The organism is Arthrobacter sp. zg-Y1219 (assembly GCF_030125545.1).
In the GTDB taxonomy this organism is placed as follows: Bacteria; Actinomycetota; Actinomycetes; order Actinomycetales; family Micrococcaceae; genus Arthrobacter_B.
In genome coordinates this window covers 308,741-320,787 of sequence record NZ_JASKLY010000003.1, presented here as the reverse complement: position 1 = coordinate 320,787, position 12,047 = coordinate 308,741, and the positions used below count along the sequence as shown (strand labels likewise).

The window sequence follows — 12,047 nt, the reverse complement described above, 5'->3', positions numbered from 1 at the left end:
GGCCTTGCCGACCCTTCACGGGGTGTGTGTTCGTTCTGCACAGCCTGTGGAGAACTCGGCTCGACCTGCGGGAATCCACGGAATTTTTCGGCCTGCCCTGTGCATTAACTGTGGACGAGGGCATCTCCGAATGACATACTTGTAATACATCATCTTGGGGTTCCCGTTGCGGCTGTGCACTAGATGTAGTGTCTGGATGTAGTATCAAGGGACAGACTTCAAGGCTTCACAAGGGGAGACCAACCATGACCGTTACGGTTTACACCAAACCCTCCTGCGTTCAGTGCAACGCTACTTACCGGGCGCTGGACAAGAAGGGCATCACGTACCAGATCGTGGATATGTCCCAGGATGCAGAGGCCCTGGAACGGGTCCGCGCGCTGGGTTACATGCAGGCTCCCGTCGTCGTCACCGAGCAGGATTCCTGGTCCGGTTTCCGCCCGGACAAGATCGACGCGCTTGCGCAGGCTTCGGTGTCCTCGGTCGCCTAAACAGGTTTCCGCAGCACCGCACCACACCCGTAATACCGCACCGTCAGGAGCGCAGGAACCATGCCACTGGGGATAGCACACCGCTCCGGGATAACCCCGGATCCGGAATCCGCAGCAGACGCGCAGCCCGTCACCGACGCGCCCCTGATTTTCTTTTCATCGGCATCGGGGTACACCGGCCGGTTTGTCGAAAAACTGGACACGCCGGCGGGAAAGATCCCGCTGCATACCTCCGAACCCACACTGCTGGCCCAGCGTCCGTACGTACTGTTGCTGCCCACTTACGGCGGGACCGCGGAACAGCCCGGCGCGGCAGCACGCGGCGCCGTCCCCAAACAGGTCATCAAGTTCCTGAACATCGAGCACAACCGTTCCCTGCTCCGGGGAGTGATCGGCGCCGGCAACACCAACTTCGGGGACTCCTACTGCCTCGCGGCAGACATTATCGCCGTGAAATGCAAAGTCCCCGTTTTATACAGATTTGAACTCATGGGCACGTCCGACGACGTCGCCAAAGTTAACAAAGGATTGGAAGAGTTTTGGACGCATCAGTCGCAGAAGCCGGCATGACGGACTCCAAGGAGCTGCCGGAGGCCTACAAGGACCTGGGCTACCACGAGCTCAACGCCATGCTGAACCTGTACGGCAAGAACGGAGAGATCCAGTTCGACGCCGACCGCGCTGCTGCGCGCCAGTACTTCCTCCAGCACGTCAACAACAACACCGTGTTCTTCCATGACCTGGAAGAGAAGCTGGAATACCTCGTCAAGAACGAGTACTACGAGAGTGAAACACTCGACCAGTACTCCATGGACTTCATCCGCGAGCTGTACCAGCGCGCCTACAAGAAGAAGTTCCGCTTCGAGACCTTCCTCGGCGCGTTCAAGTTCTACACCTCGTACACGCTGAAGACCTTTGACGGCAAGCGGTACCTGGAGCGCTACGAAGACCGTGTGTGCATGGTTGCCCTGCACCTGGCCCGCGGCGACGAGAAGCTGGCCATGCAGATGGTGGATGAAATCATCGGCGGCCGCTTCCAGCCGGCCACCCCCACCTTCCTGAACGCCGGCAAGGCCCAGCGCGGCGAGCTCGTTTCCTGCTTCCTGCTGCGCATCGAAGACAACATGGAGTCGATCGGCCGTTCCATCAACTCCGCGCTGCAGCTGTCCAAGCGCGGCGGCGGCGTTGCCTTTGCGCTGACGAACATCCGCGAGGTCGGCGCGCCGATCAAGCAGATCGAGAACCAGTCCTCCGGCGTCATCCCGGTGATGAAGCTTCTTGAGGATTCCTTCTCCTACGCCAACCAGCTCGGTGCCCGCCAGGGTGCCGGTGCCGTGTACCTGCACGCCCACCACCCGGACATCAACCGGTTCCTGGACACCAAGCGCGAAAACGCCGACGAGAAGATCCGCATCAAGACCCTCTCCCTCGGCGTCGTCGTTCCCGACATCACCTTTGAACTGGCCAAGCGCGACGAGGACATGTACCTGTTCTCCCCGTACGACGTCGAAAAGGTCTACGGCATGCCGTTCTCCGACATCTCGGTCACCGAGAAGTACTACGAGATGGTGGACGACGCGCGGATCAAGAAGACCAAGATCAAGGCCCGCGAGTTCTTCCAGACCCTCGCCGAGATCCAGTTCGAGTCCGGCTACCCGTACATCATGTTCGAGGACACGGTGAACCGGGAAAACCCGATCGAGGGCAAGATCATCATGTCCAACCTGTGCTCCGAGATCCTTCAGGTCTCCGAGCCCACCACGTACAACGATGACCTCTCCTACGCCGAAACCGGCAAGGACATCTCCTGCAACCTGGGTTCGCTGAACATCGCCAAGACGATGGACTCCCCGGACTTCGGCCGGACCATCGAGACCTCGATCCGCGCGCTGACCGCGGTGTCGGACATGAGCCACATCGGTTCCGTGCCCTCCATCGCCAAGGGCAATGACGCTTCGCACGCCATCGGCCTGGGCCAGATGAACCTGCACGGCTACCTGGCGCGGGAGCGGGTGCACTACGGCTCCGAAGAAGGCATCGACTTCACGAACATCTACTTCTATTCGGTGGTCTACCACGCAGTGCGTGCGTCGAACCTGCTCTCGATTGAAACCGGCCGCAGGTTCGCCGGCTTCGACCGGTCCAAGTACGCCACCGGAGAGTTCTTCGACAAGTACGTCAATCAGGAATGGGTTCCCCAGACGCAGCGCGTCCGCGAGCTGTTCGACGGCATCCACATCCCCACCCAGGCTGACTGGGCGGCGCTGAAGGCTTCCGTCATGGAGCACGGCATCTACAACCAGAACCTGCAGGCGGTGCCGCCGACCGGCTCGATCTCCTACATCAACAACTCCACCTCCTCGATTCACCCGGTGGCCGCGAAGATCGAGATCCGCAAGGAAGGCAAGCTCGGCCGCGTGTACTACCCGGCGCCGTACCTGACGAACGACAACCTTGAGTACTACAAGGATGCCTACGAAATCGGCTACGAGAAGATCATCGACACCTACGCCGCTGCCACCCAGCACGTGGACCAGGGCCTGTCCCTGACGCTGTTCTTCAAGGACACCGCCACCACGCGCGACATCAACCGGGCGCAGATCTACGCATGGCGCAAGGGCATCAAGACCATCTACTACATCCGCCTGCGCCAGCTCGCGCTCGAGGGCACTGAGGTGGAAGGTTGCGTCAGCTGCATGTTGTGACGTTTCAATATGTCGTTTCTGCATAACTCCTCGCACCCTTTCAAGACAAGGAATTACTTATGACCGAGAAGCTGAAGCTGCTCAGCCACGTTGAGGCGATCAACTGGAACAAGATCCAGGACGACAAGGACGTAGAAGTCTGGAACCGCCTGGTCAACAACTTCTGGCTGCCGGAAAAGGTGCCGCTGTCCAACGACGTCCAGTCCTGGAACACGCTCACTCCGGACGAGCAGCAGCTGACCATGCGCGTGTTCACCGGCCTGACGCTGCTGGACACCGTGCAGGCCACGGTCGGCGCCGTCTCGCTGATCCCCGATGCGATCACCCCGCACGAGGAAGCCGTCTACACGAACATCGCGTTCATGGAATCGGTGCACGCCAAGAGCTACTCCTCGATCTTCTCCACGCTGGCCTCCACCAAGGAGATCGACGAGGCTTTCCGCTGGTCCACCGAGAACGAGAACCTGCAGAAGAAAGCCCACATCGTCACCGATTACTACCGCGGCGACGATCCCCTGAAGCGCAAGGTGGCCTCCACCCTGCTGGAGTCCTTCCTCTTCTATTCGGGCTTCTACCTGCCGATGTACTGGTCCTCCCGGGCCAAGCTGACAAACACGGCCGACCTGATCCGCCTGATCATCCGTGACGAGGCCGTGCACGGCTACTACATCGGCTACAAGTTCCAGAAGGGCCTGGAAGGCGCTTCCGAGGAACGCAAGCAGGAAATGAAGGACTACACGTACGAGCTGCTTTTCGAGCTGTACGAAAACGAAGTCCAGTACACCCACGACCTGTACGACGGCGTCGGCCTGGCTGAGGACGTCAAGAAGTTCCTGCACTACAACGCCAACAAGGCGCTGATGAACCTGGGCTACGAGGCCATGTTCCCGTCAGCCCTGACGGACGTGAACCCGGCGATCCTGTCCGCGCTCTCCCCGAACGCTGACGAGAACCACGACTTCTTCTCCGGGTCCGGTTCCTCCTACGTGATCGGCAAGGCCGTGAACACGGAAGACGACGACTGGGACTTCTAACTTCCCGCTGAGTTTTCTTCTTTTGCCGCCGTCGCGGGCCTTCGGGTCCGTGGCGGCGGCAGCCGCATTTAAGGCAGGAAGCGAAACCCTGCGGGGTTCCCTGGACCGGAGCCGGTGGATGGCTGGTGGGGGAGGACCCGCCGGATCCAGCAACCGGTGCGGGTGTTGAGCTACATTGAGATCCCTGAAAGCAGTAACCACCGTTTCAGCTCTTACAGCGAACACTTCGAAGCATTCTGGCACTTACGAAAGTTGGACAATCCATGGTTTTCGAAAGACTGTCACTCTTGGCTGACGGCGGCACCGAAAACGGCGGCTATGTGACTCTGTGGATATCTTTTATTGCAGTGGCCCTGCTGGTCTTCGTGCTGCTCAAAGCCTTCAAGCCCAAGAGGGCGGCCGGCGAGGAGGGCACGACCGCCGAGTCCGCCAAAAAGTGGACCATCACCGCTGAAGAGGTTGTTCTCACGCGGTTCAGGCCTACCAAATTCAAGGAAGGCTACGACCAGGATCAGGTTGATGATCTGCTTGACCGGGTAGTTCAAGAACTCCGGCGACTTCAGGAAGAAAACGAGAGTCTCGGGCTTACCAGGGGCAATCCTCGGCGCGGACCCGTTTCTGTTGGCGACCCGATTATTACTCCTGAACAACTAACGAGCCAGAAGTTCACTGCAACAAGACTCCGCGAAGGCTATTCGCAGGCCGACGTAGACGATTTCCTGGCCAAGGTTGTTGCGGGCCTTCGTGAGCGGATCGCGGAGAACAAGCGTCTCAAGGGTCAGTTTGCCGGAAACGGGCACTCCTAGAAAGACACTTCCCACACTTGCCGCAGCCGGTTACTCCGGAAGCATGCCCCGCAGTTTCGTCGTGGTGTTCCAGCTGCGGATGGTCATCGACTTGTAGAAGGGGGAAGCCGTGATGGCACTGAGTCTGCTCTTGGTCCGCTCGGCGCTCAGACGCTGGGAATAGATGACGCCGTCACCGGGCCAGACGGCGTCGACGCCTTCCCGCGGGTTGAAGGCGGTCATGGCCTCTCCGGCATCGATGCCCATCAGGAAGATGGCGTCGGAGTGGTATCTGGTTGGCTGCTCACCGAACCCCTCGGGTTTCTGCTCAACGACGGCCCGCAGCTGCCCGGGACTGAGGACCAGAACCTTGATGAGCTCGTCGTCGAGGGCGAAGTTGTCGATGAGGGCCGCTTCGATCCGGGGCCCGAGCACCTCGGGAGTATCGGCCGAAGTGAGCAGCACGTTGCCACTGGCAATGTAGGTGGACACCTGTTCGTAGCCCAAGTCCTCGAGATGCCCCTTCAACGCCTTCATCGGGACCTTGTTCCTACCGCCGACGTTGATGCCCCGCAGGAGGACCAAATACGGGCTCGGGTCCACGGCTGTCTCCATTCATTGGAGCCCCCCTCCCGGGGCGGGCAGAAAGCGCAGTGCACTGCCCCGATTCGACCACATCGCCGACGCCCCGGCAATGACAGCCCGCAAGGTTTGGTATTTCTGCACTTACGGGACCGGCGGCGATGATCCCTGATGCAACCGGTCGGTCGGCAGCGGGATCTCGATCGCCAGGGTCATGTCAGCGGATTTCGCGATCGCCCCGGCTACTGCCGGCGCCACGAGCACCCGGTCCCGGCGCACTTCCTGGATGAGCACCCGAACCTGCTGTCCGTCGATGTCCAACCACCAGGTCTCGACCAACATCCGCAGCCCGAGCTCGTCCAGCAGGCTTTCGGCCAGATCCAGCTCCGTGGGTTCGGCCCGCCGGCGGTGCAGCAGATCAAACGGCACGAACCCGCCGTCGGCCGTCATATGGATGTAGCCCGCATGCTCGCCGTCCAGGTCCCGCAGATGGTCAAAGGTGTTCTCGGCGGGCATGGGCTGGGTCATGCGAGGACGCTAACACGACGACGACGACGGGCGGCCGCAGCGGAGGCGGAGCAGCGGCCGGGGCTTAGCCCGCCGCTGCGCCGCCACCGGGTCAGTTAGTCGGCCACGCGGCTCCGCTGGTTGGTGTCCACGCCTGCCACAGCGCCGCCGTCGACCAACAGGTCCACGCCGGTGATGAAGCTGGCATCGTGCCCGAGCAGGAACGCCGCGGCGTTGGCGATGTCACCGGGGGTGCCCACCCGGCCGGTGCCGGATCCTTCGATCATGCCGCGCATGTGTGCGCCGGATTCACCGGCGAGCTCCTGTTGTCCCATCGGAGTGGAGATCACGCCGGGGCTGATGCTGTTCACGCGGGCACCGCGGGCGCCCCAGCGCAGGCTGGCGGACTGGACACGAAGCTGGTTGGCGCGCTTGGCCACGAGATAGGCGTAACCCGGGTTGTCGATCCCGGCAACGAACGGAATCAGGTGCAGATCATCCACCGGAACGGTGGCCAGGCTGGCGAGGACATCGGCGGGAATGCGGCCGCCCGACATGTAGGCGGACATGCTGGAAATGAAGACTCCGGCACCACCCGGGGCAATGACCTTCTCGAATTCCTCCAGCACCAGAGCGGCGCCGATCAGGTCGACGTTCCAGATCGCCTGCACCGGAGCCTGCACCGGGGAAACGCCGGCGGTGTGCACCACCTGGGTCACATGTCCCAGTTCCGCGGCGGTGGCAGCCAGTGCCGCCACCGAATCGCGGGAGGAGACATCGACGGCCTGGGACACGACGTCGTACCCGTCACCCAGTGCGGTTGCGGCCGTGGTTTCCAGGAGTGACTCGTTGAAGTCGGCCAGCAGCACCTTGCGGCCCGCACCCGACCGGCGAAGAACCGCCTGGCCCATTCCGCCCATGCCGATAATTACCAATACTTCAGTTGCCATGACGCTCCAATTTCCAAGGGATCCGGGCAAGAATGACCCGGTATCTCCCCAGAATAGTCGGCTGCGTCATTATGGGGCGGACCACTGGCGCCGAAGGTCCGCGGGCGTCCGGCAAGCATACTGAGCACGCAGTCATCCTCGTCTCTGGGAACGGGATTACTGACCGGGCCGATATCCACAGTGGATCCAGAATGTCCGGATCCGGATTGTCGGGATTCCCAATGTGAGGACCTGCAAAGCCATAACCCCGCCCCGCCATCCAAACAACGGCGGCAGTTCTTGTACAGAGGCTGGGGATTCCGGCTGCGGCGCTCCTGCAACTACGGGACATTGCGGATCCTTGCAAGCCGCAGGTACGAATTTATGCTTGCTTTTCATTGCATTTGGACCCGGCGTCAGCTAAAACAGGTATATAACGATTTACCTGCAAAATACTCGAGTTGGCTGGCCGGGCTGATGCTGTGAAATGTAGTGGCTTACGGTGTAAGAAGCGCACGGAACCCTCTATTCCGTGTTCGCCGTTAGGTCCCGAAGCCGTTCGTCCCGCATAAAGCGGTGCGAAAAGCCAATGGGGCTCCTAACATCCTGCGGAAACGCAGGAATCCACGACGTCATCCAGGAATATATGAAAACCACGACGCTTTCCACTGGTCTCACATCAGTAGCGCTGGCAGCTTTGCTGTCTATCACCTGTCTGGCAGGTCCGGCACAGGCCGCTGTCCCCGCCACGGGAACCGACAATCTCACCGACGGCATCAGCGAGGCTGAACAGGCCCGGATCATCGGCGAGGGCGGTGCGTCGATGGGGCAGGGCCTGCACCGGCTCAATGCCTCCGGCGATGCGCAAGTACCGGCGCCTGGCGAAGCCGGCACGCTTCCCGCGACGGGTGAAACGGTTGCGCCCGACGCCCAGTCTGTGCCCGAGGGCGGAGAAACCGCTGCCGCGGAACCCGATGCTTCTCCGGAGGCGGCAGCGGACCCGATGGCGGGAAACTGGCGGCCGGCGGGCATCCAGGGCATGGACGTGTCCAGCCACCAGGGAAATGTCGATTGGAACCACGCCTGGGCACAGGGATCACGGTTTGCCTACGCCAAGGCCACCGAGGGAACCACGTACAAGAACCCGAACTTCAACCAGCAGTACAGCGGGGCCTACGGTACGGGCATGGTTCGGGGCGCTTACCACTTCGCCCTGCCCAACGTCTCTTCCGGTGCGGTGCAGGCGAACTACTTCGTGGACAACGGCGGCGGCTGGTCCGCCGACGGAATGACGCTTCCGCCGCTCTTGGACATCGAGTACAACCCGTACGCGTCCCTGGGCAACACCTGCTTCAACATGAGCGCCAGCCAGATGGTCAACTGGATCCGGGACTTCTCCAACACGGTCAAGGCACGCACCGGCCGCGCCCCGATGATCTATACGACCACCGACTGGTGGGTGACCTGCACCGGCAACAGTGCTGCCTTCCGGGACAACCCGCTGCACATCGCCAGCTACAACCACGTCGGCGCCGGTGCGCTTCCTGCGAGCTGGAACGTTTACAGCTTGTGGCAGTACAGCAGCACGGGACCATTTGTTGGCGACTCGAACGTCTGGAACGGCAACGCTGCCGGACTGACAGCGTTCGCCCGCAACAGCGCGGCTCCGGCACCGGCGCCCGCCCCGGCTCCCGCTCCGGCCCCGGGGCCGTACCGGGACGTGGCAGCGAACAGCGAATTTGCCAAGGACATTGCCTGGGCGAAGGGTAAAGGCATCACCACCGGGTACCCGGATGGCACCTACCGGCCGCTGGACAATGTGAACCGCGATGCGATGGCTGCCTTCCTGTACCGCGTCTCCGAAAAGCCCGCCTATGTGGCACCGAAGGTTTCACGCTTCAGGGATGTTGCCACGAACAACCAGTTCTATAAGGAAATCCATTGGTTGGCGGCGAGCGGAGTGGCCACCGGGTGGAACGGGAACACCTATCAGCCGGGATCCGCCATCAACCGTGATGCGATGGCGGCATTCCTGTACCGTTTGGCGGGAAGCCCCAAATACACGGCGCCGAAGGTCTCCCGGTTCAAGGATGTCCCGGTCAGCAATATGTACTACAAGGAAATCAGCTGGCTCGCAGCCCAGGGAATTTCGACCGGTTGGACGGACGGAACCTTCCGTCCGCTTGAGCCCATTAAGCGTGACGCGATGGCGGCATTCCTGCACCGCTTTGACACCAAGTTCCCCTAATCCGGAACATTCGACGGCGGTAACACGCCCGCGGGTGCGTTACCTCCGTCGAAAAGCCCTGCAGCGGGCGTGGCGCAATGAACGCCGAATCGGTCAGGCGGTGTCCCGGACGCCTCGACGATTTAGGGCATGAATATTGAACTTCGGATTCCACTGAAGCTGGGACGGGAATTGGAATAACCGGCCGAGGATCAGGCAGTTCGGTGGAGAACCACATTATTAATGGAGCGCGGCTGCTCCTAGAACATCGAAACAGCCGCAGTCATTCGGCTTAGCAGGCGGTGCGGAGCGGGTCAGGCCGGACCAGAATCCTCAGCCGTAAATTGTCGAAAGGTTACAAAATGCGGCACGGAAAGACTTTTAGGCCCCCGGTGCAGGTTACTAAGCGAGTATTCGCTCCAATACGGTTAAGCTACGTGCAATCATGAAGAAAAACACTGCATGCCGGACTGTTGCCGTCCGTGCCACCTGCGTCCTTATCCTTGCTTCCCTCTCCATTCCGGGAGCAGCTGCGGCAGCTGATCCGCGCGCGGGGATACCGGCTGTTTCCACGGTTGAGGAGATCCCCGAGACTCCCCCGGTGATGCCTGACACCCCTCGGCCCGACCCCGCAGCGCTTTCCCCGGAGGCTGCCGAAGCGGCAGTGAAAGCGGCCGCGGAGGATGCTGCCCTGGGCACCGGCTCCGTAGTGCTGCCGGAGGGCATGGAACCCGGAGCGGCAACTGCACCTGATGCGTCGGCTCCTGATGCGACCGTCGACTCGGTGCGGAGCGACAAGTTTGCCGGCCAGGTGTTTGATCTGATGAACGCCAAGCGCAGGGCTTCCGGAGTGCCTGCCCTGACCTGGAACCAGGGAATTGCCGATGTGTCCCAGGGGTGGGCGAATCACCTGAGGGTGGCCACGGCCGATCCGAACTTCGACTGGGCCGGAATTCACCGGGCGGACGCCGGCAGTTCGCTGATTCCCAAGGGCGCCAATTGGTACGGTGAGATCATCGCCTTCAATTTTTCCGCTGGACAGGTGGTGGACTGGTGGATGAATTCTCCGGCGCACCGTGCGGCCATGCTGGATTCCCGGGAAACGCACGCTGGTATCGGCTACGTGGTGCCGACAAGCGGGCCGTACAAGGGCTGGCACCTGGTGGTGTCCAATCTGGCCGGCTACCCGAAAACCGCCAAACCGGCAGTGGTTTCCCCGTTCGCAGACTTGGTGGGCGGACAGCAGTTCCTTGCCGACATGAACTGGATGTATAACAAGGGAATTTCCACCGGCTGGGCAGAGGGAAACGGCACCAGGACCTATCGGCCGCTCCAGTCCATCAGCCGGGAGGCAATGGCCGCCTTTATGTACCGGCTGAAGGGGTCGCCGGCGTACACTCCGCCGAAAAAGTCGCCCTTTGTCGACGTTTCCACCTCCAACCCGTACTACAAGGAAATCTCCTGGCTTGCTGCCAAAAAGATATCCACGGGCTGGAAGCAGAAGAACGGTGTGGTGTTCCGCCCCCACGACCCGGTGAGCCGTGACGCAATGGCTGCCTTCCTCTACCGGTTGGCCGGTTCACCGAAGTACACGGCGCCGAAGAAGTCTCCCTTTGTCGACGTCGCCACGTCCAACCAGTTCTATACGCAGATCTCCTGGCTGGCCGCCAGCGGAGTCTCCACCGGCTGGGGCATGGGGAACGGCAAAGCGGAGTACCGGCCCGGCGGAAAGGTGGCCAGGGATGCGATGGCGGCCTTCATGAAACGTTGGGCGGCTTAGCCGGCGGCTGCAGCGGCTAGCCTGTCCGAGAGCGCCATGAAGCTCTGGTCGATCCGCTGCTCCCCGGGATGGGCGTCGTACCAGCTGAGGATTTCGGCCGCACCCTGCGCGAAAGGGATGCGGGCGGAGTAGCCGGGCACCAGCGACTTGATCTTTGAGTTGTCGAAAATGACGGAGTGGGACTTGTCGCCCAGCAGGCCAGGTCCGCGGCCCGGGTCGTGGGCGGCAATGGTCTCGGAGGCGACGTGGACCAGCTGCGGTTCGGGCACGCCCGCGGCTGCTGCCAATACGCGGTACACCTCGTTCCAGGGCAGGAACTCATCCGAGGTAATGGTGTAACTCTCACCCACCGCTGCGGCGCGGCCGAGCAGCCCGGTGAAGGCCCTCGCGAAATCGCGGCTGTGCGTCAGCGTCCACAGCGAGGTGCCGTCCCCGTGCACCAGCACCGGAAGCCCGGCCCGCATCCGGTGCAGGTCCGTCCAGCCGCCCATCACGGGAATCATGGTGCGGTCATAGGTGTGGGACGGCCGGACCACGGTTCCCGGAAAACCCTCGTCCCGGTAGGCGGAGACCAGGAGGTCTTCGCAGGCAATTTTGTCACGGGAGTACTGCCAGAACGGGTTGCGCAGGGGAGTGGATTCCAGAATCGGCAGCCGGGCAGGCGGCTTTTGATAGGCCGAGGCCGAACTGATGAACACGTACTGGCCGGTGCGGCCGCGGAACAGCTTCATTCCGGCGGCCAGCTGTTCGGGAACAAACGAGATGAAGTCGGCGACGGCGTCGAACTCGCGGCCCCGCAGGACCTTTGACGAGGCCCGCGCATCACGGATGTCGGCGTGCAGGACTTCCACGCCGGCGGGCACAGGACGGGTGGCGGAGGTCCCGCGGTTCAGCAGCGTGACCCGGTGTCCCAGCTCGCACGCCTGCTCGGCGACGGCCGCACTGATAACTCCGGTTCCGCCGATGAGAAGAATATCCACGTGCGCTCCCTGACTATACGTAAGAGC

At 61.9% G+C, this 12,047-nt stretch carries 11 protein-coding genes and 1 pseudogene; 8 read left to right on the top strand and 4 right to left on the bottom strand.

What is annotated here, in order from left to right; genetic code table 11:
• Positions 1-245 precede the first annotated feature (245 nt).
• From nrdH to QNO00_RS02635, 6 genes and pseudogenes are all read left to right on the top strand, one after another.
• Complete coding sequence (gene nrdH, locus QNO00_RS02660; protein ID WP_229965442.1) at positions 246-491, top strand: glutaredoxin-like protein NrdH; 246 nt, start codon at positions 246-248, stop codon at positions 489-491.
• Positions 492-551: 60 nt separating this feature from the next.
• On the top strand, positions 552-1,061 hold the full coding sequence (gene nrdI, locus QNO00_RS02655) for a class Ib ribonucleoside-diphosphate reductase assembly flavoprotein NrdI (RefSeq protein WP_284023526.1): 510 nt from the start codon (positions 552-554) through the stop codon (positions 1,059-1,061).
• Positions 1,058-3,196, top strand: coding sequence for a class 1b ribonucleoside-diphosphate reductase subunit alpha (gene nrdE / locus QNO00_RS02650; RefSeq protein ID WP_229965444.1), 2,139 nt, complete (start codon positions 1,058-1,060; stop codon positions 3,194-3,196). Before nrdI ends, nrdE begins: the two co-directional genes overlap by 4 nt.
• A 59-nt stretch (positions 3,197-3,255) precedes the next feature.
• Positions 3,256-4,230 carry a class 1b ribonucleoside-diphosphate reductase subunit beta gene (gene nrdF, locus QNO00_RS02645; protein WP_229965445.1) on the top strand — a complete coding sequence of 325 codons (975 nt, stop codon included), beginning with the start codon at positions 3,256-3,258 and terminating at the stop codon, positions 4,228-4,230.
• 443 nt (positions 4,231-4,673) lie between these two features.
• Positions 4,674-4,811: pseudogene (locus QNO00_RS02640) on the top strand (DivIVA domain-containing protein); the annotation flags it as partial.
• Positions 4,812-4,862: 51 nt separating this feature from the next.
• A complete protein-coding gene (locus tag QNO00_RS02635; RefSeq protein ID WP_284023551.1) occupies positions 4,863-5,036 on the top strand; it encodes a DivIVA domain-containing protein in 174 nt (57 codons plus the stop codon).
• Positions 5,037-5,066: 30 nt separating this feature from the next.
• Here QNO00_RS02635 and QNO00_RS02630 read toward each other — a convergent pair whose 3' ends face one another.
• From QNO00_RS02630 to QNO00_RS02620, 3 genes are all read right to left on the bottom strand, one after another.
• Positions 5,067-5,618 (bottom strand): DUF1697 domain-containing protein, encoded by a 552-nt coding sequence (locus QNO00_RS02630; RefSeq protein ID WP_229965446.1) that lies wholly within the window; start codon positions 5,616-5,618, stop codon positions 5,067-5,069.
• Between the two features lie 123 nt (positions 5,619-5,741).
• On the bottom strand, positions 5,742-6,125 hold the full coding sequence (locus tag QNO00_RS02625; protein ID WP_284023525.1) for a serine/threonine protein phosphatase: 384 nt from the start codon (positions 6,123-6,125) through the stop codon (positions 5,742-5,744).
• A 95-nt stretch (positions 6,126-6,220) separates the two neighbouring features.
• Entirely contained in the window at positions 6,221-7,054 is an 834-nt protein-coding gene (locus tag QNO00_RS02620) for an SDR family oxidoreductase (RefSeq protein ID WP_284023524.1), read from the bottom strand.
• A gap of 676 nt (positions 7,055-7,730) precedes the next feature.
• On the opposite strand from QNO00_RS02620, the gene QNO00_RS02615 reads away from it, so the two are divergent.
• A complete protein-coding gene (locus QNO00_RS02615) occupies positions 7,731-9,281 on the top strand; it encodes a GH25 family lysozyme (protein ID WP_284023523.1) in 1,551 nt (516 codons plus the stop codon).
• A 424-nt stretch (positions 9,282-9,705) separates the two neighbouring features.
• The gene (locus QNO00_RS02610) at positions 9,706-11,040 is read left to right on the top strand and encodes a CAP and S-layer homology domain-containing protein (RefSeq protein WP_284023522.1); all 1,335 of its coding nucleotides are present in this window, start codon (positions 9,706-9,708) and stop codon (positions 11,038-11,040) included.
• Here QNO00_RS02610 and QNO00_RS02605 read toward each other — a convergent pair.
• Positions 11,037-12,020, bottom strand: a complete 984-nt coding sequence (locus tag QNO00_RS02605) for an NAD-dependent epimerase/dehydratase family protein (RefSeq protein ID WP_229965451.1) — start codon at positions 12,018-12,020, stop codon at positions 11,037-11,039. The genes QNO00_RS02610 and QNO00_RS02605 overlap by 4 nt on opposite strands.
• Between the last annotated feature and the right edge of the window lie 27 nt (positions 12,021-12,047).